The sequence below is a fragment of the Caulobacter sp. 17J80-11 genome (assembly GCF_014349105.1).
GTDB lineage: Bacteria > Pseudomonadota > Alphaproteobacteria > Caulobacterales > Caulobacteraceae > 17J80-11.
The window spans coordinates 19,314-40,998 of record NZ_JACSJI010000001.1 but is presented as its reverse complement, the minus strand read 5'-3'; the positions used below and the strand labels follow the sequence as shown (position 1 = coordinate 40,998).

Here is a 21,685-nt window from a genome sequence, read left to right as displayed (position 1 = left end):
GCTCCACGCGCCCCGCCCCGCGCGACGAAACGCCGCAGGCGGACGAGCAGTCGGAATTCGACCTGGGCGACGAGAACGACTTCGGGGAGGACGAGGCTTGAGCGTCGCCACCGAAGATCCGATGGCCCGCTGGAAGCCGGCCCCGCTGCTGCCCCGCGACGAGGAGCGGGAGTTCTCGCTGCACTTCGTGGTGGCCGTGCTGTGCTTCCTGGCCTGTCTGGCCGCGGTCGCGGCCATCGGCGCCGACCGGGCGGCCAGCGGCTGGGCCCGCGACATCCGCGGCGAGGCGACCGTGCAGGTCCGTCCCAAGCTGGGCGAGACCGGCTCCACCGCCGCCGCCCGCGCGGCCGAGACCCTGGCCGGGGTCAAGGGCGTGACCGAGGCCGCCGCCCTGGAGAAGGAAAAGGCCGAGGAGCTGCTGAAGCCCTGGCTGGGCGACGCCGTGCTGGACGACCTGCCGATCCCGCACCTGGTCACCGTGCGCCTCGATCCGAAGGCGCCGGCCACCGCCGCCGACCTGCACCGCGCCCTGTCGGCGGCCGGCATCGACGGCGACGTCGACGACCACGCCCGCTGGCTGCGCGACGTGGAGCGGGCCGCCGGCCTGGTTCGCTGGATCGCCTTCGGCGTCTTCGTGGTGGTGGCCGCCGCGGCCGGCGCGGTCGTGGCTTTCGCGACACGGGCCGGCATGGCCGCGCAGAAGGACGTGGTCGAGGTCCTCCACCTGTCCGGCGCGCGCGACGAGTTCATCGCCCGGGTGTTCCAGACCCGCTTCGGCCGGCTGGCCTTCGAAGCCGGCGCAGTCGGCGCGCTGGCGGCCATCGTGGTCGCCCTCGCCCTCAAGCTGCTGGGCGGCCAGAACGGCTTCACCCCGGCCCTGCCGCTCAGCTGGTGGGACGTCACGGCGGTCTCGCCATGTCCGCTGATCGCGGCTACGGTGGCGGCCCTGGCTGCGCGGTTAACCACGCTGCGCCTCCTGAGGGGATGGGAATGAAGAGCCTGGCCGCCGTGGCGATCGTGGCGTTGATCTGGCTTGCGGGTCTCCTGGCCTTCGCGGAGCGGGTGCAACGCTCCACGCCCGCCGACGAGCCGCCGCAGGGCGACGGCGTCGTCGTCCTGACCGGCGCCTCGGACGAGCGCATCGTCGCGGCCATGCACCTGCTCGAGCAGGGCAAGGGCCGGCGCCTGCTGGTCTCCGGCGTGAACCGCGAGGTCACCCGCGGCGAGCTGCGCGCGGTGACCCGCGCGCCGGCGCGGCTGTACGACTGCTGCGTGGATCTGGGCTTCGAGGCCGCCGACACCATCGGCAACGCCCAGGAGATCGCCGCCTGGGCCCGGGCCAAGAACTTCACCGACCTGGTGGTGGTCACCTCCGACTACCACATGCCCCGCAGCCTCCTGGAGATCCGCGGGGCCATGCCCGAGGCCCAGCTGGTGCCCTACGCCGTGCGCACGCCCTCGCTGGACACCCGTCGCTGGTGGCGCTCGGCCACCGGCGCGCGGCGCATGACGGTGGAATACTGCAAATACCTGGTCGTTCTGGTGCGCGAGGCGGTTCTCAGCCTCGGCGACGGGAATGAGAAGAACCAGGCCGAGGCGTCGCCGGCCGCGACTGCGTGAGCTAATCCTTGCTGGTTGTGCGTTCCCTGCTGTTCATGGCGTACCTCTACCTGTCCATGGTGTTCATGGGCGTGGTGATGTCGCCGTTCCTGCTGGCCCCCCGCCCGGTCGCCATGCGGCTGGTCCAGGGCTGGGCCCGCTCGGTGCTGGGCGCGGCGCGGATCCTCTGCGGCATCAAGGTGGAGGTGCGCGGCCTGGAGCACCGCCCGAGCGGCGCGGCCCTGATCGCGGCCAAGCACCAGGGCATGCTCGACGTCATCGCCCCCTTCACCTTCCTGGACGATCCCTGCTTCGTCATGAAACAGGAGCTGCTGAACCTCCCGTTCTTCGGCTGGTACGCCAAGAAGCTGCGCATGGTCCCGGTCGATCGCTCGGCCCAGGCCGCGGCGCTGCGCAAGATGGTCAACGACACCAACGAACGGCTGCAGGACGTCCGCCAAGTCGTGATCTTCCCGGAAGGCACCCGCACCGAGCCGGGCGCCGAGCCCGACTACAAGCCGGGCGTGGCGGCGCTGTACCGCGACCTGAACTATCCCTGCGAGCTGGTCGCCACCAATTCCGGCCTCTGCTGGCCGGCCCACGGCTTCATCCGCAAGCCGGGGACCGTGGTGTTCGAATTCCTCGAGCCCCTGCCCGCCGGCCTCAAGCGGGGCCAGTTCATGAGCGAGATGCAGACCCGCATCGAAGCGGCGTCGACGAAGCTGCTGACGGAGGCCTGACAGCCTTCGTCCGACCCGGCCAGGCCGCTTGCAGCTTGACCTTTAATCGCCATCTGAGCGGTCCCGTAGCGAGGAGCGCCCGATGGACCACCTCTCCAGCTTTCCGATCACGCAGAGATGGCCGGCAAAGCATCCCGATCGCCTGCAGCTCTACAGCTTGCCGACGCCGAACGGGGTGAAAGTGTCGATCATGCTGGAGGAGATCGGCCTGCCCTACGAGCCGCACCTCGTGGACATCGGCAAGAACGAGAGCTGGACGCCGGAATTCCTCTCGCTAAACCCCAACGGCAAGATTCCGGCGATCATCGATCCCGACGGGCCCGGCGGCAAACCCCTGGGCCTGTTCGAGTCAGGCGCCATTCTGCTCTACCTCGCCGAAAAGACCGGGAAGCTGCTGCCGTCCGATCCGGTGGGGCGGTACGAGACCCTTCAGTGGGTGTTCTGGCAGATGGCCGCCGTCGGGCCGATGTTCGGCCAAGTGGGCTTCTTCCACAAATTCGCCGGCCGCGAGTACGAGGACAAGCGCCCGCTGGAGCGCTACCGCGCCGAATCCGAGCGGCTGCTCCGACTGCTCGAGACCCGGCTGCAGGACCGGCAGTGGATCATGGGCGACGACTACACCATCGCCGACATCTCGGTGCTGGGCTGGGTGCGTAACCTGGTCGGGTTCTACGGGGCCGGCGAGCTCGTGCACTACGAGCAGCTGAAGGCGGTCCCCGACTGGCTGGAGCGCGCCCTTGCCCGTCCGGGGGTGCAACGCGGCCTGACGATCCCGGCGCGGGGCTAGTCCGGCCGGAGCCTCTCTCCTCCCCTGTGAAGCGCAGCGGAACGGGGGAGGGGGACCGCCCGAAGGGCGGTGGAGGGGGCGAAAAAGCCTCCATCCCGATGCGAACCTTTGAACAAACAAAAGGGGGCGCACCTCGCGGCTCGCCCCCTCCACCACGCTACGCGTGGTCCCCTCCCCCGCTCTGCGGGGGAGGAGATACTTCGCTTAAGTCGCCGCGAACTCGGACAGGGCGTCCAGCAGCGCCCGGTTCTGGTCTTCGGTGCCGACAGTGATGCGCAGGCAGTCGGTCAGGCCGTAGCCGCCGACCGGGCGCACGATCAGGCCCTTGGACTGCAGGTACTCGTCGGCCGCCTTGGCGTTGCGCTTCGGGTCGGGGAAGCGGACCAGCACGAAGTTGCCGGCCGAGGGCATGACCTCGAAGCCGAAGCCGCGGATGGCCTGGGCCAGGCGCGGGCGCCATTGCAGAACCAGCTCCTTCGACGCCTTGACGTGATCGTCGGCCGACAGGGCGGCCAGCGCCGCTTCCTGGGCCGGGACCGAGGCGTTGAACGGCAGGCGGATGCGGTCGACCGCGGCGGCCACCGAGGCCGGCGCGTAGGCCCAGCCGATGCGCAGGCCGGCCAGGCCGTGGATCTTCGAGAAGGTGCGGGTGACGACGACGTTGTCGGCGTTGCGGGCCAGCGGCAGCGAGGTCTCCCAGTCGGGCTCGGCCACGTACTCGGCGTAGGCCTCGTCGATCACCAGCAGGACGTGGGCCGGCAGGCCTTCGTGCAGGCGGCGGATCTCCTCGCCGGAGTTCCACGACCCGGTCGGGTTCGACGGGTTGGAGACGTAGACGATCTTGGTGCGCTCATCGACCAGCTTCAGCAGCTCGTCGACCTCGACCCGGTAGTTCGGTTCGGGGGCCAGCTTGATCTCGGCCTGGTTGGCCTTGGCGCTGATCCGGTAGGCCAGGAAGCCGTACTGGCCGGTGACGATGTTGTCGCCGGGCTCCAGGTAGGTCTGGTTGATCAGGGCGAAGATCTCGTCGGTGCCGGCGCCGAAGATCAGGCGCTCCTGCTCCAGGCCCATCTTCGAGGCGACCGCCTCGCGCAGGCGGCTGGCGCGGCCTTCCGGGTAGATGAAGATGTTCTGGGCGGCGGCGACGTAGGCGTCGCGGGCGGCCTGCGAGGCGCCCAGCGCGTTCTCGTTCGACGACAGCTTGATCGGCTCGGCGACGCCTTCGATCTTCGACTTGCCGCCCACGTAGGGCGCGATGTCCAGGATGCCCGGCTTCGGCGCGGGCTGCGCCGTTTTCGGGGCAGGGGTCATGGTGTTCATACGCGTCGCTCAGAGATCGAATGGGGAGGGCGCGGCGCCGATCACGCCGGAAAGCCGACCAGGCGCGCGGGCGAGCCTGGCGTCTTCAACCTGCACATAGCCCGCCAGGGCGAACAGCTTCAACCCGCCGGCCGCGCTGACGAGCCTTCCGGCCAATCCGTCGCGCCCCAAAGCCTCCTCGATCGTCGCCGGGCTGGCCGCCGCATCGGTGACCCAGAAGGTGTCGTCGCCGCCCGAAGGCTCCAACGCCACGTCGCCGACCGCCAGCGCTCCGGCGTCGCCGTCGGCGGCCAGTTCCGGAAGCGCCGCGAACACCTTCAGCTTCGGCTCGGCCAGCAGGCGCAGCCACCAGGGCGTGGTCGCGTCCAGCGCCAGCACGCCCACGACGCCCGCCGCGCGCGCGGCGCTGAGCGCGTCCTCCGGCTTCTGCACCACCTTGAGCGGCGAGCCCGGGAAACGGGCGGCGGCCAGTTCCAGCGCCTGGGTCCCGCCCCACACCGCCACGCCGACCGGCCGGGCGGTCTCGGCCATCAGGGCGCGCCAGAGCCGCAGCACCAGGCGTGAGGTCGCGGCCGGGCGCGGCTGGTCCAGCAAGGCGCGCAGGACGATCGCCTCCTCGTCGGGGCGCAGGCCGCGGCCTTCGGCGCGGGCGGCGGCGACGCGGGCGTCGACCAGGCGCAGGATCTGGGCGTCCAGTTCGGCGAGGTCCGGCATGGGTCAGAACACCTTCGGGGCGGGCGCGAGGCGGAACGGCCCGACGCGGGTGTCGCCCCCGGCGAATTCCAGCAGCAGGCGCATCTCGCCGCCGCGATCGCCGCGAAGGGCGGCGACGCCGCTGGCCGCCACCGAGGCCGCCGCGGCGGCGCGGCTGTCGACCTGCGGCGCGCGGCCCAGCGCCGCCATGGCTGCGGACGCGTTGTGCAGCTCCACGACCAGCGGGCCCTGCAGGCGCCCGTCCTGGCCCACGGTCAGCCGGTTGCTGGAGGCCACCGCCTTGGAGGTCCCGGCGGTCAGCTCGCCCTTGAGGTTGGTCAGGGCGCCGCCCACCACGCTCCAGGCGCGCACGGCCTGGGCCCAGTTGTCGCCCGAGAAGCGTTCGGCGTTGGTGATCTGGCTCTCCCAGATGGTGGAGAACGGCCGCTCGCCCAGGATGTCGCCGAAGGTGCCGCCGGCGCTGGCGCGGCCGTCGGCGATCTCGAATCGGGCCTCGGCGTCGGTCTGCGACCCCTTGCGCGGGCGCAGCTCGAACGCGACCTTGCCAGCCCCGGCCAGTGGGAAGCGCTCGGCCCCGGCGGCGGGCGTGAACACCGGCTGCAGCAGCTCCAGCGCGAGATGCGGCGACGGCGCGCTGCGCGGAACGGTGACGCTGGCCCGGATCGCCTGGCCGGTGATCCGCACGTCGCCCTTGGCCCCGCGGGTCAGGGTCAGGCCCTCGGGCGCGGCCAGCACCCAGGTCCGCAGCGCATAGGTGTTGGCCTCGGCGTGCAGGCGCGGCATGGCCACCGCGTGGCCGGACGGGGCGGCGATCTTGACGTTCTGCATCTGCACGAAGGTGCGGAACGGCCAGCCGCTGACGCGGCGGTCGGTCCAGCTGACCTGGTAGCCGCCGCGGCGCAGGTTCGCGACCTCGGCGTCCATGCCGGTCTCGAGCTTGTGGGCGACCACGAACCACCAGACGGACCACGCCGCCAGCAGCACGCCGACGATGGCGAACGGCAGGATCAGGCCGAGCTTGCTGGATTTGCGTTCGACGGACATGGCGGTGGGCTCGCTGAAGCTTGCGTCGATATAGAGACCGCGGGTCGGATTCGCAGCTAAATGGAACGCGCGACGGGGAGAGAGCGGCCAGGAATGAGCAATTTCGTGTTCGAGACCACGCCCCGGATCGTCTGCGAGGACGGCGCGGCCGCACGCCTCGGCCAATTCGCCCGCGAGCTGGGCGCGCGTCGCGTGCTGGTGGTCACCGACCGCGGCCTGGTCGAGGCCGGCGTGGTGCGCCCTGCCCTCGAAGGCCTGGACGCGGCCGGCGTCGAGGCGGTGCTGTTCTCCGACGTGCTGGCCGACCCGCCCGAGGCCGCGGTCGAGACGGCGGTGGCCGCCGCCCGCGCGGCCGGCGCGGAAGCGGTGATCGGCCTGGGCGGCGGCAGCTCGATGGACACGGCCAAGCTGGTCGCCCTGCTGGCCTGCGCGAAGCAGGGCCTGCCGGAGATCTACGGGATCGGGCTGGCGAAAGGCCCTCGCCTGCCGCTGATCCAGGTCCCGACCACCGCCGGCACCGGCTCGGAAGTCACCCCGATCGCCATCGTCACCACGCCGACCGACGAGAAGAAGGGCGTGGTCTCGCCCCTGCTCTATCCCGACCTCGCGGTGCTGGACGCGACCCTGACGCTGGGCCTGCCGGCGGCGGTGACGGCGGCGACCGGCATCGACGCCATGGTGCACGCCATCGAGGCCTACACCTCGAAGCACAAGAAGAACCCGGTGTCGGACAGCCTGGCGCTGCGGGCTCTTCGCCTGCTGTCTGAGAACATGCGCGCCGTGGTGAAGGACGGGACCGACCTCGCGGCGCGCCGCGCCATGCTGCAGGGCTCGCTGCTCGCCGGGATGGCCTTCGCCAACGCGCCGGTCGGTGCTGTGCACGCCCTGGCCTATCCGCTGGGCGGGCGGTTCCACGTCCCGCACGGCCTGTCGAACGCCCTGGTCCTGGCCCCGGTGCTCGAGTTCAACCTGCCGGCCGCCGAGACGCTCTACGCCGAGCTCTACGAGGCGGTCGCCCCGGCCGCGCCAAAGCGCACCAGCAACCTGGCGGCGCGCGACTTCATCGAGACCATGGCGGGGCTCGTCGCGGACATGCCGATGGCCCAGCGCCTGCGGGAAGTCGGCGTGACCGAGGCCGACCTTCCCGACCTGGCCAAGGACGCCATGAACGTGCAGCGCCTGCTGGTGAACAATCCGCGCGAGGTCGCCTACGAGGACGCGCTGGCGATCTATGGAGTTGTGCTTTGAGCGCGCGCGACGGCTACCGCCAGTACGTGACCATCGACACGCGCTGGATGGACAACGACGTCTACGGCCACGTGAACAACGTGGTCTACTACAGCTTCTTCGACACGGCGGTGAACCGCTGGCTGATCGAGCAGGGCGTGCTGGAGCCCGCGACCAGCCCGGTGATCGGCCTGGTGGTCGAGACCGGCTGCCGCTTCGCCAAGTCGCTGTCCTTCCCCGACCGGGTCGAGGCGGGTCTGCGCGTGGCGAAGATCGGGACCAGCAGCGTGCGCTACGAGGTGGGACTGTTCCGCGCCGGCGATCCGGAGCCGGCGGCGGAGGGGCACTTCGTGCACGTCTACGTGGATCGCGAGACGCGCCGGCCGACGCCGGTGCCGGCGGACATGCGGAAGGTGCTGGAGGGCTTGCTGGTCTGAGGGCCCGAAAACCTCGTCCTTCGACAAGCTCAGGATGAGGTTTTCTACTGCGCCTCAGTAGCCCTCATCCTGAGCTTGTCGAAGGACGAGGGCGGGCCAGCCTTCCTCAGAGCGCCAAGAACTCCCGCGCCCCCTCCACCGCCTCGACCAGGCCGACGCGCTCGACCGTGATCCCCTCCGGCAGGCTGGCGAACAGCCGCGTGGGCGCAGCGGCGTCGAGCATGACGAACACGCCCTTGTCGTCGGCGCGGCGGATCAGCCGGCCGAAGGCCTGGGCGATGCGGGCGCGGGCGATGGCGTCGTCATAGGCCTTGCCGCCGAAGCGCTGGCGGCGCGCCTTGTGGAGCAGGTCGGGGCGCGGCCAGGGCACGCGGTCGAAGGCCAGCAGCCGCAGCGATCTCCCCGGCACGTCCACCCCGTCGCGCACGGCGTCGGTGCCCAGCAAGCAGGAGTGCTCCTCGGCCCGGAAGATGTCGACCAGGGCGCCGACCTCCAGCGGATCGACGTGCTGGGCGTAGAGCGGCAGGCCGGCCTTGGCGAGCGCCGGCCCCAGCAGTTCGTACACGGAGCGCAGGCGGCGAATGGCGGTGAACAGGCCGACCGCCCCGCCGCCGGCGGCGATGAACAGCTCGCGCATGGCGGCGGCCATCTGGCGGGGGTCGTCGCGGCCGATGTCGTTGACCACGAACACCTTGGCCTGTGAGGCGTAGTCGAACGGCGAGGCGACCTTCAGCTCGCGCGCGGGCTCGGGCAGGCGGGCCGAACCGGTGCGCATGCGGGCCAGCTCGAACGGATCGTCCAGCGCCGGGTCCGACAGGGTCGCAGAAGTGATCATCACCCCGTGGGCCGGAGCGATCACCGCCGCCTCCAGCGGCACGGTCGGGTCGACCCAGTGACGGCGCAGGCCGGCGTCGATCACCCGGCCGAAGGCGTATTCGGCCGAGAACCAGTCGACGAAGTCCGGATCGTCCTCGACGCCCTCCTCCTCCAGCCCCTTCAGCATGGAACGCCAGGCCGGCAGGGTCATGCGGGCGCGTCTGTCGAGCCCACGCAGCGAGCCCTCGATGCGGGCGCGGTCGGCGCCTTCCAGCTCGGCCGCCTCGTCGTCCAGCAGGTCTTCCAGCGCGCGGGCCAGGGCCAGCAGCGGCGCCTCGACGGCGGCGAGCGCGCGGGCGGCGGCGGGCGCGGCGGCGGCCACCGCGTCGGTGATCGGACGGGCCGAGCACTCCATGCCGAGGTCGCCGCCCCTGGGATCGGCGCGGGCGCGCAGCTGGTCCAGCGCCGCGGCCAGCAGGGTCTCGATCGGGCCGATCGGATTGATCTCGCCCGACGGCGGCGCGATGCGGCCCGACCAGCCCTCGCCCGGCAGGGCGGCGGCGGCGCGGATCACCTGGCTGAGCGCGTCGCGCGCGTCGTCGCGGTGGGCGACCAGTTCGCCCAGCCGCTGCTCCAGCCCTCGTCCGCGACGGCCGCGTCCCTCGGGACCGCGGATCCAGCGGCGAAGTTCGGCGGCCTCTTGGCCGGACAGGCAGGCGGAAAACGCGCTGTCGGCGGCGTCGAAGAGGTGGTGGCCCTCGTCGAAGACAACGCGTTTCAGCAGCGTCGTCTCGACGTCGGTCTTCAGGCCGCGCGCGGCGCGGGCCCCGTCGAAGGCGGCCTGGCTCAGCACCAGGGCGTGGTTGGCGACCACCAGGTCGGCCCGGCGCGAGGCGCGCACGGTCTTCTCGACGAAGCAGGTGCGGTAGTGCGGACAGGCCGCGTGCACGCACTCGCCGCGCCGGTCGACCAGGTTGGCCGGCGAGACCTGGGCCGCGGCGCCGACCGCGAACAGGGTCGGCAGCCAGGCCGGGAAATCGCCGCCGGTCATGTCGCCGTCGCGGGTGGCCAGCACCCAGCGGGCGACCAGGCCCACGCCGATCGGATCAGCGGTGCCCAGCGCCGAGGCCTGGGCCATGTCCTGGAAGTTCAGCAGGCAGAGGTAGTTCTCCCGCCCCTTGCGGACCACCGCCTTGCGCGCGCGCACCTCCGGGTCGGGCCACAGGGCGCGGGTCTCGCGGTCGATCTGGCGCTGCAGGGCGCGGGTGTAGGTCGACACCCAGACCGACGGGCCGTTCTTCTCGGCCCACAGCGAGGCGGGGGCGAGATAGCCCATGGTCTTGCCGACGCCCGTGCCGGCTTCGGCCAGCAGCACGCGCGGGGCGCCCTCGCGGTCGCGGGGCATGAAGGCGTAGGCGGCCTCGGCGGAGAAGTCCGCCTGGGACGGGCGGGCCTCGTCCAGGCCGGCGCGATTCAGCAGTTCCTGCAGCCGCCCGCGCGCCTGGTCGGCGTCGACCGGCATGGAGCCCGGCTCGCCCAGCGGCGCCTGGTCCTCCCACTCCGGCAGGCGGGTCCAGACGTCGACACCGGAGCCGCGGTGGCGGCGCTCGCGGATCGGTCCGGACCGGAGGGCCCCGGCCGCCCGCGTGGCCCATCCCCAGCCGGCCCGGCCCAGGGTCTCGGCCAGCTGCAGCGCCTCTTCGCGGTTCGGCCAAGGGCTGGCGGCCAGTTCCTCCAGCAGCACCCGGCAGGCCTCGCGTAAGGCGCTCGCCTGGGCCTCGGCCCCGACCGGCTCGGGCATGCCCAAGGCGAGCGCCAGGCCGGCGGCCGAAGGCGCGCAGAACCTGGCCGGCCGCACGAAGGCGAAGAGCTCCAGCGCGTCGAGGATGTCGGGGGTGCGCCCCGGCGCGGCCAGGCCCAGCCGGCGCGCCGTCAGGCCCGCATGGGCGACGATCACCGGCCCCGTCGTGAACAGCCGCTCCGCCTGCGAGCGCGGCAGGGCGCGCGCGCCGTCCGCGTCGGCCACGGCGCCGGCCCCCGGCGGCACGGCCAGGCACGGCGGCAGCTCGAGCGTCAGCGGCTCGGCCGGAACAGACAGGGCGTCGTCGGGACTCACCCGCCTGAAATAGCCGTTCCGCCCGTGAAACGGAACGGGAACAGCTATATATGCGACACCCTCTCCCCCGCTGGGAGGAGAGGGCGGGGTGAGGCGCGTCTAGCGGGGAGAGGGTTTCAGGTGGCGTTGGTCGAGCCGGCCGCAAATCAGCTGAGCCTCCCCCCACGCTTCGACGCCTGGTTCGCGTCGCGCGGTTGGCGGCCCAGGCGCCACCAGCTGGAGATGGTGGAGCAGGCGCGCGCGGGACGGCACGCCCTGCTGATCGCACCGACCGGCGGGGGCAAGACCCTGGCCGGCTTCCTGCCCAGCCTGATCGACCTGACCGAACGGCCCAGGCCCAACACCCCGCGCGGCATCCACACCCTCTACCTCTCGCCGCTGAAGGCGCTGGCGGTCGACGTCGAGCGCAACCTGATGACGCCGGTGCGCGAGATGGGCCTGGCGGTGACGGTGGAGTCGCGCACCGGGGACACGCCCGTCTCCAAGCGCCAGCGCCAGAAGGTGCGCCCGCCCGACATCCTCATGACCACGCCCGAGCAGCTGGCCCTGTTCTGCGCCTGGGAAGGCGCGCGCGAGTGGTTCGCCGACCTGCATACGGTGATCGTCGACGAGATCCACGCCATCCACGGCTCCAAGCGCGGCGACCTGCTGAACCTGGGCCTGGCGCGCCTGCAGAGCTTCGCGCCGCGCATGCGCCGGGTGGGGCTGTCGGCGACGGTCAACGACCCGGACATGCTGCGCCGCTGGCTGGCCCCGATCGACCACGGGCCGGCCGAATTGGTGCTGGGCGATCCCGGCGCGCCGCCGGTGGTCGACGTGCTCTATTCGCAGGGTCACGTGCCGTGGAGCGGCTGGACCGCGCGCCACGCCATGGACGAGGTCTATGCGGCCATCAAGAGCGCCAAGACGGCGCTGATCTTCGTCAACACCCGCTTCCAGGCCGAGCTGGCCTTCCAGGCCCTGTGGGAGATCAACGACGAGAACCTGCCGATCGCGCTCCACCACGGCTCGCTGGCGGCCGAGCAGCGGCGCAAGGTCGAGGCGGCCATGGCCCGCGAGGAGCTGCGCGCGGTGGTCTGCACCTCGACGCTCGACCTCGGCATCGACTGGGGCGCGGTCGACCTCGTGATCCAGCTGGCCGCGCCCAAGGGCTCGGCCCGCCTGATCCAGCGCATCGGCCGGGCCAATCACCGGTTGGACGAGCCCTCGCGCGCCCTGCTGGTCCCCGCCCACCGCTTCGAGGTGCTGGAATGCCAGGCCGCGCGCGAGGCGGTGGCCGAGAACGACCTGGACGGCGATCCCGAGCGACTGGGGGCCCAGGACATCCTGGCTCAGCACGTCATGGGCGTGGCCTGCGGCGAGGCCTTCCGGGCCGATGATCTGTATGCGGAGGTTCGCACCAGTTCGCCCTATCGCGACCTGAGCCGCGAGGACTTCGACCGGGTGCTCGATTTCGTCTCGACCGGCGGCTACGCGCTGCGCACCTACGACAAGTTCAAGCGGGTGATCCAGACCCGCGAGGGCCTGTGGAAGGTGCGCAACGGCGAGATCGCCCAGCGCCACCGCATGAACGTGGGCGCGATCGTCGACATCCCGATGATCAACATCCGCGTCTCGGGCGGGCGCGGCGGCGGGCGCAAGGTCGGCGAGATGGAGGAGAGCTTCATCGAGCAACTGGCGCCGGGCGACACCTTCCTGTTCGCCGGCGAGGTCTGGCGCTTCCAGGGGGTGGAGGGCATGGACGCCTTCGTCACCCGCGCCCCGCCGGGCGCCGACCCGCGCGTGCCCAGCTGGGGCGGCTCGAAGTTCGCCCTGTCGACCTATCTGGCGCGCCGCGTGCGCCGGATGATCGCCGACCAGAAGGGCTGGCCCAAGCTGACCGGCGAGGTGCGCGAGTGGCTGGAGATCCAGCGCCTGCGCTCGGTCATTCCGTCCGAGGACGAAATGCTGGTCGAGACCTTCCGCCGGGGCTCGCGCCATTACCTGGTCTGCTATCCGTTCGACGGGCGGATCAGCCACGGCACCTTGTGCCAGCTGCTGGCGCGGCGGCTGGAGCGACTGGGCAAACAGCCGCTGGGCTTCGTCGCCAACGACTACGCTCTGGCGATCTGGGGCATGCGGCCGCTGGACGACCTGGATTTGGACCAGCTGTTCCAGGAGGACATGCTGGGCGACGACCTGGAGGCGTGGCTGGACGAAAGCGTGATGATGAAGCGCGCCTTCCGCCAGTGCGCCGTGCTGGCCGGCCTGATCGAGCGGCGCTTCCCCGGCCAGGAGAAGAGCGGCCGGCAGGTCACCTTCTCCACCGACCTGGTCTACGACGTGTTGCGCAAGCATCAGCCCGACCACCTGCTGCTGCGCTGCGCGCGGGCGGATGCGGCGACGGGCCAGCTGGACGTGGCGCGCCTGGCGCGGCTTCTGATCCGGGTGAAGGGCGCCATCCGACACGTCGAGCTCAAGCGTGTGTCGCCCTTCGCCGTGCCGGTGCTGCTGGAAATCGGTCGCGAGCCCGTGCCCGGCGCGGCGGCCGAGGCCATACTGGAAGAGAACGCGGCCGAGCTGATCGCCGACGCGATGGAGTTGGATTAGTGAGCCTGGCCGAGCCGATCCGCTACGAGACCGATCCCGCCCCGCGCCGCGCGGCCTGCGGCGGCGTGGTGGTGCGCGTGGCCGGCACACGGGCGACCCTGCGCGGCTCCGGCGCCCTGTGGCTGGCCGCCTCGCGCACCCTGGTGGTGGCCGACCTGCACTTCGAGAAGGGCTCGGCCTACGGCGTGCGCGGCCAGCTGCTGCCGCCCTACGACACGCGCGCGACGCTGGACCGATTGGAGCGCGAGGTCGAGGCTCTGGCCCCGGCGACCCTCGTGTTCCTGGGCGACAGCTTCCACGACGGCCGGGCGGAAGCGCGTCTGGCCCGCGACGACGCCGCCCGCATCGCCGCCCTGGCGTCCACGCGCACCCTGGTCTGGGCGGTGGGCAACCACGACGCCGACGGTCCGGTCGAGCTGCCCGGCGAGGTCGTCGACGACCTCTCGGTCGAGGGCCTGCTGCTGACCCACGAGCCCCGCCCCGGCCGCGCGCCCGGCGAGGTGGCGGGTCACCTGCACCCGTGCGCCAAGGTGGTGCGCTACGGCCGAAGCGTCCGCCGGCGCTGTTTCCTGACCGACGGCGAGCGGTTGGTTTTGCCGGCCTTCGGCGCCTATGCGGGCGGGCTGAACGCGCTGGACCAGGCCTTCGCCGGCCTGTTCGCCCGCTTCCCGCTGGTCGCGGCGCTGGGCGAGCGCGTGCACGTGCTGGGGCCGGAGGTGTTGTCGGGGGACTGACCCCGGCCCGCTCACATCGAAATCGCCTGCTCCAGCGCCACGGCCAGGGCGATGGCCGCGCCCAGGGTCAGCGGCGTGCGCAGGCGGCGGTACCAGGCCGGCGTGTCGAGCGGCGCGTGGACCTCGCTGGCCCACTGCAGCAGGAAGGCGACGGTGAAGCCACCCAGTTGCCAGGGCGCGGTCAGGAACGGCAGGGCCAGAAGCGCCCAGCCGACGAGCGGCGGCGCGGCGGCCAGGGCCAGACCGCTCCAGCGCGGCTGTTCGCGGGTGATCTCCGCGCCGCAGCGCACCCCGCCCAGGAAGGACAGCACCGCGGTCGAATAGGTCAGCAGGGTCAGAAGCGCCGGTCCGGCCAGGTTCGGCGCGCCCATGGCGTAGACGCCGGCGGCGATCGGGAACGGCAGCAGGGCCAGCCATCCCAGGACCAGGGCTATGGCCGGCGCGCGGCCTTGCATGGCGGTCATCAGCCTCTCCTGAACAGGCTCGACGCGACCCAACCGGTGGCCAGGGCGATCGCCACCGCGGCGAAACCGTACAGCCAGCCGGCCCGATGCGCGAAATTGAAGATCCAGCGCTCGATGCCGACCTTCTCCACCGTCAGGGTGCGGGTGCGCATGGAGACCGGCTCGCCGTCCTGGAACAGCCAGACCTCGGTCTCGTAGCGGCCGATCGGCGCCTCGGTCGGCAGCCTCACCTCGGCCCGGAACAGGCCGGGGTCGACGAAGCGCACGCCGTGCGGGTCGGTGTCGTACAGCCGGGCCCGCTCCTTCAGCCGGATCACCGCGCGGCGCCAGTCGAGGTAGTCGCCGCCCAGCCGGCTGACCACCACGTCCTTCACCCCGAAGCGGGTCTCCACCCGCGCCTCCTCCGGCGCCTCGATCTTCAGGTGGTCGACGCCCAGGCCCAGCCGGCGCAGGGTGCCGAAGTCGGCGATGTCGGACAGCGGCCGGGTGCTGGCGGCCATGTAGAAGCCGGGCGCGCCCTCGAACACCACCGGGCGGCTGTTCAGCCACACGCCGGCCACGCGCGTCTTGCGCACGAGGCGGACGGGCCGCTCGGGCCCGCGCACCACCACCACCACGTCGCTAGGCCGGCGCTGGGGATCGAACACCCCGCCGTACAGCACGATCGCCGCGCCGCGGAAGCTGGACGTCACCTTCACATCGCCGGCGGTCAGGGCGGCCGAGATGTGCGGCTCTTCGGCCGGCGGAAGGGGAACGACCGGGATCATTTCGGCCCCATTATTTCGGACCGGGGGCGAAGGCGAACGGATCGGCGGGCGGCACGAACAGGGTCAGGCCCATCTGCACGCCGACCAGAAGAACGATCAGGGCCAGCACGGCGCGCAGCTCGTCCGCCCGGAACTTGCCCGAGACGCGCGCGCCCAGCTGGGCGCCGACCACGCCGCCGAACAGCAGCAGGCCCGACAGCACGATGTCGACCGTCTGGTTGCGGCCGGCCTGCAGGACGGTGGTGATGGCGGTGGTGATGATGATCTGCAGCAGGCTGGTGCCGACCACCACGCGCGCGCGCATGCGCAGCAGGTAGACCATGGCCGGGACCAGCACGAAGCCGCCGCCGACGCCCATGATGGCGGACAGGACCCCGACGCCGACGCCCAGCAGGGCCGGCGGGATGACGCTGACGTAGAGGCGCGAGCGCGGGAAGCGCATGCGCCACGGCAGGGCGTAGAGCCACATCGGCCGGCGGTTGGCCTGGCGCTTGGGCGGCTCGCCGCGACGCCTGCGGATGATCGTGCCCAGGCTTTCGGTCAGCATCAGCCCGCCGACCACGCCCAGGAAGATCAGGTAGGACAGGGCCACCACCAGGTCGGCCTGGCCCATCAGGCGCAGCCAGCGGAACAGCTCGACCCCGACGTAGGCGCCCAGCGCGCCGCCGGCGGCCATCACCGCGCCCATGCGATAATCGACCGCCTTCTGACGGCTGTAGGAGACCACGCTCGACGCCGACGAGGCCACCACGTGGTTGGCCTGGCTGGCCACGGCCACGGCCGGCGGCACGCCCATGAACACCAGAACCGGGCCCATCAGGAAGCCGCCGCCGATCCCGAACAGGCCGGAGATGAAGCCCACGACGGCGCCCAGCGCCACCAAGAGCGGCGCGTTCACCGAGACTTCGGCGATGGGCAGGTAAATGTCCAAAGGGGCTACGCTTTCGCGCTACGGATCAGTCGCCAGCCTTCCTTGCAAAGGCCGGGCCTTAGCGTCAACGCGCCGCGATCTCGACAGGTTCGTTGGCCGGGCGGAAAGCGGCCGCTTCCCGCTGCCCGCGACGGCGCTGATCCAGGCTCAGCTCGGTTTCCAGCTCGTCGGCGCGGGTCTCGGCCTGGGCGTCGCGATAATGGGCCCCGACCAGGAACCACTTGTAGGCCTCGACCGGATCGCGCTGGTCGGCCAGGGCGTCGTACATCAGGCCAAGGTTGTAATAGCTGTCCTTGTAGCCCAGCTCGGCGGCCTTCTTGAACCAACCGATCGCAGCCTGCGTGTCCCGCGGACCGCCGATCCCGTTGGCGTAGTAGGTGGCCAGCGCGTGCATGGCGGTGCTGTAGCCGCCCTTGGCGGAGCGTTCGGTCCAGCGCCGCGCCGCCGCCGGGTCACGCTCTTCGATCACGTCGGCGAGGTGGTACTGCGCCTCGGGCGAGCCGAGATTGGCGGCGCGCTCAAGCACTTCCATCGCGCGCGGATCCTTGGCCGTCAGCATCGCCTTCGCGTCGGCGTAGGTCTCTTCGGCCTTGGTTGTGTCGGCGGCCGGCGTCGTCTCGATGTTCAGCCCCGGCGCGGTGGCGACCGCGGCCATCAGCGGCGTGGAGGCGGCGGCCGCGGCGCTCGCGGCGGCCGCGTCCTCGTTGGTCTCGGAAGCGACCACCTGGTAGGCGACCACGCTGCTGGTCAGGGTGGCGGCGACGGCGGAGGCCAGCAGGGCCTTCTTCACCGTCGAGGACTCGCGGCGGCGCTCCTTCTCGACCCGCTCCTGCAGGCGGTTCTTGGAGCCCAGCTTCAGGCCGCTGAGACCACCGCCGCCCTCGACGTTGCGCACGCCCAGGCGCGCGGCGGCGCGGGCGGCCTCGATGGCTTCGCGGGTGGAGACCGGCGGACGGGCCGGCGCGGCCTCTTCCTCGTCCGGGAACGGCTGGGCGGCCTGAGGGGTCGGGGCGGCGACGAACTCGTCCTCGGCGGCGAAGTCGTCGAAGCCGGTCAGCGGCGTGCGCACGTCGCCGGCCGGGGCGAACGGATCCTCGCCGAATTCCGGCGCGACGTCGTCGCCGAAACCGGTCTGCGGGGCGTCGAAGATCGGGTCGAAGCCCATGTCCGAGCCGGCGGCGGCCGGGAAGGCGGCTTCCGGCTCCGGGGCCCAGACCGGCTCTTCCGGCTCGGGACGGCGACGGCGGGCCTGCTGGTCCAGCTGCGCCTCGATCTTCAGGCGCGCTTCGTCGAGCAGGCGGGCCGTGCGTTCTTCGCTTTCACGGATGCGCTCGGCGATCTCGCCGGACACGCGCTCGTAGCGGGCCTCGACCTTGTCGGCGAGGCGGCCGACCCGTTCGCCCACGTCGTCGGACTGCAGCGCGGCGCGGCGTTCGGCGTGGGCCAGCTTCTCGGTGAAGCGCTCGGAGATGCGCGCGATCTCGGCGCCCAGGCGCTCCAGGGCTTCGCCCTGCCCGCCCTCGACCTTGCGCAGCCGGCCTTCCATGGCGTCGGCCAGGCGCTGCACGTCGGCGCCCGCCTTCTGGACGGCGGCGGCGCTGGTGGTCTCCACCCCGACCATGCGGCGGTTCAGGTTCTGGCCGATGCGCAGGACCTCGCGGCCCATCTGCTCGACCGCCTTGGCCGAGCGCTTCTCGGAGGCGCCGACATGGGCGGCCAGGTCGCCGACGGCGCGCTCCAGCTGTTCGAACCGCCCCCGGGAGGCGGCTTCGTCGATGCGGCGGATCAGGTCCGAACGGGCGTCTTCGACCTTGCGCGACAGGTCGCCGGCCAGGTTTTCGAGGCGCGCGTCGCGCTCGGGGTCCATGCGGCCCTCGGCCGAGCGCAGGCGCGCGTCGAGGTGGGCGAAGGAGGTCTCCAGCGTGCGCAGGGCGCCGGCCGTCTGGGACTCGGCGCGCTCCAGGCGCTCGGCGATCTTGGCGACCGCGCCCTCGATCAGGGTGGCGTCGCCGGCGCGCTCCTCGGCCTCCAGCCGGGTCAGCCGCCGCGTCACGCCGCCGACGTTCTCGCGCACTTCGGCCAGCGAGGCGCGGGTGCGGGCCTCGCCCTCGTAGAGCTGGTTGGCGATCTTGCCGAGCGCGCCTTCGAGCGCCTTCAGGGCTTCGGTCGAACGCAGGCCGCCCTGGGTGTCGCGCTCCAGGCGGCGCAGACGGTCGTTGCTGTCGCGCGCGTCGCCCAGCAGTTCGCCCAGCTTTTCGGTGTGGACGGCCTGGCCGGCCTCGGCGTCCTCGAGACGCCCCAGGAGGCCGTTGACCGCCTGGCTGACGCCGCTGATGGCCAGCGTCGAGCGGCGCTCGGCCGCTTCGATGCGGGCGGTCAGGGCTTCCAGCGCCAGAGCGATATTGCCGCCCGCGGCGGGCTCGTCTTCAAAACCCTGGAATTCGTAGGCGTCGTCCAGCCGGCGGCCGCGCGCGCGGCGGTCGAAACCAGCGTAGGCGACGGTGCGGCGCGGCAGCGGAGTGACGTTGTCCTCCTCGCCGTCGCCTTCCAGAATCATCTGGTTCAGCCACTCGCCGAGCGTCATGCCGGAGCGCCGGGCGAGATCCTTGGCGATCTCGCGCGCTTTCGGGTCGATCCCCTTCACACTCCAGGGCGCGCCCGCGCTCATGGCGTGATTCCCTTCCCAGCCGACACCTTGGACTACCCGCCCAAGTCTGGGGTGTAAACGAACTGTTAACCCCAACATGTGGGGTCCGCCCAAATCTCCTGTGGACGATTCGCACGACCCCAGGCTCAGTCAGCGCTGCGTCGGTTAAGTCATGGTTAAGCGTTAACGCGCGGCTTAACGCCCGCCTAAGCTTCGCGGCTTGCTAAGGACCGGCGCGCAAGCCATGTGAGCGGCATGAGTTGGACCGCCACCCTCGTCAGTTTAGCCGCCGCCCTGGCGATAGCGACCTTCTGCGGCTGGCGCGGGGCGCAGGCGCCGAACCTGATCCGCGGCCCGCGCCTGGTGCCCTACCGGCTGATCATGGTGCTGTCGTCGGCCTGGATCATGCTGATGCTGGTCCACGTCGTGAACCTGCTGGGCTTCACGACGGGGCGCTGACCCGCTCGCCTTCCTTGGGCGCTTCCTTCGGCTTCGGCCGCCGGGCCAGGCCCGCCACGCCGCCGGACGACAGCAGGGCGACGTCGGCCATCAGCAGCGGGATCGCCCACTTGCGCGCCGCCGCGACGTAGCGCGGCTGCCAGAGCGGGTCGTACTTGTCCTTGAAGCGCCGCACACCCTGGAAGTTGTAGAAGTCCTCGCCCTTCTCGAACACGAAGCGGCCGATGCGCGACATGGTCGGGGCCAGCGGATGGTCCGACAGGCCGGCCAGCGGCGCGCCGCCGAACTCGAAGACGGTGTAGCCCTCGTTCTGGGCCCACAGCAGCAGCTCCACGAACAGGTAGTCCATGACGTTGCGCGGCGCGTCTTCGGTGTAGCGCATCAGATCCATGGCCAGGGACGAGCGCTCCGCCGTCGGCCACAGGCTGGCGAAGGCCACGACGCGGTCGTTCTGGCGCACCAGGGCGCAGGGGAATTCGGACAGGTAGCGCGGATCGAAGCCGCCCAGCGAAAAGCCCTTCTCCCCGCCGGCGTGCATGTCCAGCCAGGCGTCGGAGATCTGCTTCAGCTCCGGCATCAGCGGGGCCACCGCCTCGGCCGGGATCACCTCGAAGCTCGCGCCGGCCTCGGCGACCTTCTTCCAGCTGTGGCGCAGGTTGCCGCGGCGCCGCCCCGCCACCGAGAAGTCGGCGAGCGGCATGATCGCCGACTCCCCGATCTTCTGCAGGGAGAAACCCATGTCGATGAAGTCGGGCAGCAGGTCCGCGCCGACGTTGTAGAAGCCCGGCCGCGCGGCGTGGGCGTCGGCCATCTCGCGGAACCGCCACATCAGCTCGGCGCGCTCGGAGCGCAGGCCCACCGGCCCGCCCACCGCGATCCACGAATGGCCGCGAACGCCGAACATCAGGAAGCTCTTGCCGCTGTCGGAGAACAGGAAGCGCTTGTCGCCCAGCAAGGCCAGGTTGGCGTCCGGCGAGGCGTCCTCGGCGGTGGCCAGCACCGCGCGCACGCGGGTGAAGTCCGGGTCGTTCTCGCCCATGATCGGCGGCGTGGCCGGGGTGGCGGCGAGGCGCCAGACGCCCAGGGCCAGCAGCAGCACGCCGGCGCCGACGGTGGCGCGCAGGGCCCGGCCGGCCTCGCCGCTGGCGTCGGCCATCACCCGCCACCACAGGTCGTCGGAATAGGCCACGTGCTTGAACGACCACCAGGCCAGCAAGCCCATGCCGGCCACCAGCAGGGCGGCGGAGACCATCCAGCCCGGGGTGATCTCCATGCGCGAGACCGCGGCGTGGCGGGTGAAGGCGGGCCGCGCGACCAGCAGGAAAGCGACCAGCGCGACCAGCACCGCGGTCTCTTCCCAGTTCACGCCCTTCAGCAGGGTGACCACGCCGGCCACGACGGCGACGGTGACCGAGGCGGCCCAGGCGCCGTCCAGGCGCCGCTTCAGCCCCCAGGCCAGCAGCACCAGAACCAGGCCCAGCAGGCTGGAGACGAAGTGGCCGAGGTTGATCACCTCGGGCGGCAGTTGCCGCAGCAGCCAGGCGAAGCGCTCCACGGGACTGGGCGTCGCGCCCGACGCCATCAGCATCACCCCGGCAGCCAGGGTGAAGATAGCGGTCAGGGTGGGCGCGACCGCCAGAAAGGCGGGGCGATATTCTCTGATCAGGCGCATGCGGGGCCGAAGCAGTCGACGACCCGCGAGTTATAAGCGGCTTCCTGCGCCGAAGGCATGCGGAACCTCGCCGGAGCGAACCCCGTTCCCGCTGGAGCCTTCCCGAGCGACAGGAGAGCCCCATGGCCGAGGCCTTGTATCCGGCGGAAGTCGAAGTCCGGCTCTGGAAAGCCCTGGAGGACACCAAGGTCGGCATGCTGGGCGTCGCGGGCGAGACCGTGCGGCTGCAGCCGATGACCGCCTTCTGCGATCCGAAGGGCAATCTGATCTGGTTCTTCGCCAGCCGCAGCGCGGACCTGACCCACTTGGTCGGCGACGGCGCCGCCGGGGTGTTCAGCCTGGTGTCGGACGACCACGAGCTCCACGCCTGCCTGACCGGCGACCTGACCACGCGCTTCGACCGCGACGTGATCGACCGCTACTGGAACGGCACGGTCTCGGCCTGGTATCCGAAGGGCAAGGACGACCCCGACCTGGTGCTGCTGGCCTTCCGGCCCGACCACGCCGAGGTGTGGATCTCCAAGCGTGGGCCGGTGAAGTTCGGCTGGGAAGTGGCCAAGTCCAAGCTGACCGGCACGCGCCCGGAATGGGGCCAGCACGCCCGGCTGCACCTGCACTGAAG

The 21,685-nt window shown here is 71.8% G+C and carries 19 protein-coding genes; 10 read left to right on the top strand and 9 right to left on the bottom strand.

Annotated elements, in window-relative coordinates:
• The first annotated feature begins 97 nt into the window (after window positions 1-97).
• From H8B08_RS00185 to H8B08_RS00170, 4 genes are all read left to right on the top strand, one after another.
• Window positions 98-994 (top strand): cell division protein FtsX, encoded by an 897-nt coding sequence (locus H8B08_RS00185; RefSeq protein WP_370545359.1) that lies wholly within the window; start codon window positions 98-100, stop codon window positions 992-994.
• On the top strand, window positions 991-1,620 hold the full coding sequence (locus H8B08_RS00180; RefSeq protein ID WP_187448217.1) for a YdcF family protein: 630 nt from the start codon (window positions 991-993) through the stop codon (window positions 1,618-1,620). Before H8B08_RS00185 ends, H8B08_RS00180 begins: the two co-directional genes overlap by 4 nt.
• Before the next feature lie 8 nt (window positions 1,621-1,628).
• Window positions 1,629-2,339, top strand: coding sequence for a 1-acyl-sn-glycerol-3-phosphate acyltransferase (locus H8B08_RS00175; protein WP_187448216.1), 711 nt, complete (start codon window positions 1,629-1,631; stop codon window positions 2,337-2,339).
• A gap of 82 nt (window positions 2,340-2,421) precedes the next feature.
• The gene (locus H8B08_RS00170; RefSeq protein WP_187448215.1) at window positions 2,422-3,126 is read left to right on the top strand and encodes a glutathione S-transferase N-terminal domain-containing protein; all 705 of its coding nucleotides are present in this window, start codon (window positions 2,422-2,424) and stop codon (window positions 3,124-3,126) included.
• Between the two features lie 204 nt (window positions 3,127-3,330).
• Here the strand turns inward: H8B08_RS00170 and hisC are convergent, their stop codons facing one another.
• The 3 genes from hisC to H8B08_RS00155 are packed head-to-tail and all read right to left on the bottom strand — an operon-like array spanning window position 3,331 to window position 6,204.
• The gene (gene hisC / locus H8B08_RS00165; RefSeq protein WP_370545358.1) at window positions 3,331-4,446 is read right to left on the bottom strand and encodes a histidinol-phosphate transaminase; all 1,116 of its coding nucleotides are present in this window, start codon (window positions 4,444-4,446) and stop codon (window positions 3,331-3,333) included.
• Between the two features lie 9 nt (window positions 4,447-4,455).
• Window positions 4,456-5,160: a chorismate mutase gene (locus H8B08_RS00160; protein WP_187448214.1), complete on the bottom strand. Its 705-nt coding sequence runs from the start codon at window positions 5,158-5,160 to the stop codon at window positions 4,456-4,458.
• A gap of 3 nt (window positions 5,161-5,163) precedes the next feature.
• Window positions 5,164-6,204 carry a DUF2125 domain-containing protein gene (locus H8B08_RS00155; RefSeq protein ID WP_187448213.1) on the bottom strand — a complete coding sequence of 347 codons (1,041 nt, stop codon included), beginning with the start codon at window positions 6,202-6,204 and terminating at the stop codon, window positions 5,164-5,166.
• A 93-nt stretch (window positions 6,205-6,297) separates the two neighbouring features.
• Here H8B08_RS00155 and H8B08_RS00150 point away from each other — a divergent pair, with 93 nt between their 5' ends.
• Complete coding sequence (locus H8B08_RS00150) at window positions 6,298-7,452, top strand: iron-containing alcohol dehydrogenase (RefSeq protein WP_187448212.1); 1,155 nt, start codon at window positions 6,298-6,300, stop codon at window positions 7,450-7,452.
• Window positions 7,449-7,868, top strand: a complete 420-nt coding sequence (locus H8B08_RS00145; protein ID WP_255500597.1) for a thioesterase family protein — start codon at window positions 7,449-7,451, stop codon at window positions 7,866-7,868. The genes H8B08_RS00150 and H8B08_RS00145 overlap by 4 nt, the downstream gene beginning before the upstream one ends.
• A 106-nt stretch (window positions 7,869-7,974) precedes the next feature.
• On the opposite strand, the gene H8B08_RS00140 is transcribed toward H8B08_RS00145, so the two are convergent.
• Complete coding sequence (locus H8B08_RS00140; RefSeq protein WP_370545357.1) at window positions 7,975-10,800, bottom strand: ATP-dependent DNA helicase; 2,826 nt, start codon at window positions 10,798-10,800, stop codon at window positions 7,975-7,977.
• Between the two features lie 126 nt (window positions 10,801-10,926).
• Here H8B08_RS00140 and H8B08_RS00135 point away from each other — a divergent pair, with 126 nt between their 5' ends.
• Window positions 10,927-13,389, top strand: coding sequence for a ligase-associated DNA damage response DEXH box helicase (locus tag H8B08_RS00135; RefSeq protein ID WP_222934255.1), 2,463 nt, complete (start codon window positions 10,927-10,929; stop codon window positions 13,387-13,389).
• On the top strand, window positions 13,389-14,123 hold the full coding sequence (pdeM, locus tag H8B08_RS00130) for a ligase-associated DNA damage response endonuclease PdeM (RefSeq protein WP_370545356.1): 735 nt from the start codon (window positions 13,389-13,391) through the stop codon (window positions 14,121-14,123). Before H8B08_RS00135 ends, pdeM begins: the two co-directional genes overlap by 1 nt.
• 11 nt (window positions 14,124-14,134) lie before the next feature.
• Here the strand turns inward: pdeM and H8B08_RS00125 are convergent, their stop codons facing one another.
• From H8B08_RS00125 to H8B08_RS00110, 4 genes are all read right to left on the bottom strand, one after another.
• Window positions 14,135-14,587, bottom strand: coding sequence for a DUF3429 domain-containing protein (locus H8B08_RS00125; RefSeq protein WP_187448210.1), 453 nt, complete (start codon window positions 14,585-14,587; stop codon window positions 14,135-14,137).
• Window positions 14,587-15,354 (bottom strand): TIGR02186 family protein, encoded by a 768-nt coding sequence (locus tag H8B08_RS00120; RefSeq protein WP_187448209.1) that lies wholly within the window; start codon window positions 15,352-15,354, stop codon window positions 14,587-14,589. Before H8B08_RS00120 ends, H8B08_RS00125 begins: the two co-directional genes overlap by 1 nt.
• Window positions 15,355-15,364: 10 nt before the next feature.
• Window positions 15,365-16,285 (bottom strand): sulfite exporter TauE/SafE family protein, encoded by a 921-nt coding sequence (locus H8B08_RS00115; RefSeq protein WP_187448208.1) that lies wholly within the window; start codon window positions 16,283-16,285, stop codon window positions 15,365-15,367.
• A 64-nt stretch (window positions 16,286-16,349) separates the two neighbouring features.
• Window positions 16,350-18,953, bottom strand: coding sequence for an SEL1-like repeat protein (locus tag H8B08_RS00110; RefSeq protein ID WP_187448207.1), 2,604 nt, complete (start codon window positions 18,951-18,953; stop codon window positions 16,350-16,352).
• A gap of 234 nt (window positions 18,954-19,187) precedes the next feature.
• Here H8B08_RS00110 and H8B08_RS00105 point away from each other — a divergent pair, with 234 nt between their 5' ends.
• Window positions 19,188-19,391: a hypothetical protein gene (locus tag H8B08_RS00105; RefSeq protein WP_163261068.1), complete on the top strand. Its 204-nt coding sequence runs from the start codon at window positions 19,188-19,190 to the stop codon at window positions 19,389-19,391.
• On the opposite strand, the gene H8B08_RS00100 is transcribed toward H8B08_RS00105, so the two are convergent.
• Window positions 19,375-21,063 (bottom strand): phosphatidylglycerol lysyltransferase domain-containing protein, encoded by a 1,689-nt coding sequence (locus tag H8B08_RS00100; RefSeq protein ID WP_187448206.1) that lies wholly within the window; start codon window positions 21,061-21,063, stop codon window positions 19,375-19,377. The genes H8B08_RS00105 and H8B08_RS00100 overlap by 17 nt on opposite strands.
• Before the next feature lie 122 nt (window positions 21,064-21,185).
• Between H8B08_RS00100 and H8B08_RS00095 the strand changes: the two genes are divergently transcribed.
• Complete coding sequence (locus tag H8B08_RS00095) at window positions 21,186-21,683, top strand: pyridoxamine 5'-phosphate oxidase family protein (protein WP_187448205.1); 498 nt, start codon at window positions 21,186-21,188, stop codon at window positions 21,681-21,683.
• Window positions 21,684-21,685 lie beyond the last annotated feature (2 nt).

What these genes read in the sequence shown, in the direction of transcription:
- H8B08_RS00170 (WP_187448215.1), top strand. Translation starts at nt 2,422, where the DNA reads ATGGACCACCTCTCCAGCTTTCCGATCACGCAGAGATGGCCGGCAAAG.
- H8B08_RS00150 (WP_187448212.1), top strand. Translation starts at nt 6,298, where the DNA reads ATGAGCAATTTCGTGTTCGAGACCACGCCCCGGATCGTCTGCGAGGAC.
- H8B08_RS00120 (WP_187448209.1), bottom strand. Translation starts at nt 15,354, where the DNA reads ATGATCCCGGTCGTTCCCCTTCCGCCGGCCGAAGAGCCGCACATCTCG.
- H8B08_RS00095 (WP_187448205.1), top strand. Translation starts at nt 21,186, where the DNA reads ATGGCCGAGGCCTTGTATCCGGCGGAAGTCGAAGTCCGGCTCTGGAAA.
- H8B08_RS00160 (WP_187448214.1), bottom strand. Translation starts at nt 5,160, where the DNA reads ATGCCGGACCTCGCCGAACTGGACGCCCAGATCCTGCGCCTGGTCGAC.
- hisC (WP_370545358.1), bottom strand. Translation starts at nt 4,446, where the DNA reads ATGAACACCATGACCCCTGCCCCGAAAACGGCGCAGCCCGCGCCGAAG.
- H8B08_RS00155 (WP_187448213.1), bottom strand. Translation starts at nt 6,204, where the DNA reads ATGTCCGTCGAACGCAAATCCAGCAAGCTCGGCCTGATCCTGCCGTTC.
- H8B08_RS00180 (WP_187448217.1), top strand. Translation starts at nt 991, where the DNA reads ATGAAGAGCCTGGCCGCCGTGGCGATCGTGGCGTTGATCTGGCTTGCG.
- H8B08_RS00125 (WP_187448210.1), bottom strand. Translation starts at nt 14,587, where the DNA reads ATGACCGCCATGCAAGGCCGCGCGCCGGCCATAGCCCTGGTCCTGGGA.
- H8B08_RS00110 (WP_187448207.1), bottom strand. Translation starts at nt 18,953, where the DNA reads ATGAGCGCGGGCGCGCCCTGGAGTGTGAAGGGGATCGACCCGAAAGCG.
- H8B08_RS00100 (WP_187448206.1), bottom strand. Translation starts at nt 21,063, where the DNA reads ATGCGCCTGATCAGAGAATATCGCCCCGCCTTTCTGGCGGTCGCGCCC.
- H8B08_RS00105 (WP_163261068.1), top strand. Translation starts at nt 19,188, where the DNA reads ATGAGTTGGACCGCCACCCTCGTCAGTTTAGCCGCCGCCCTGGCGATA.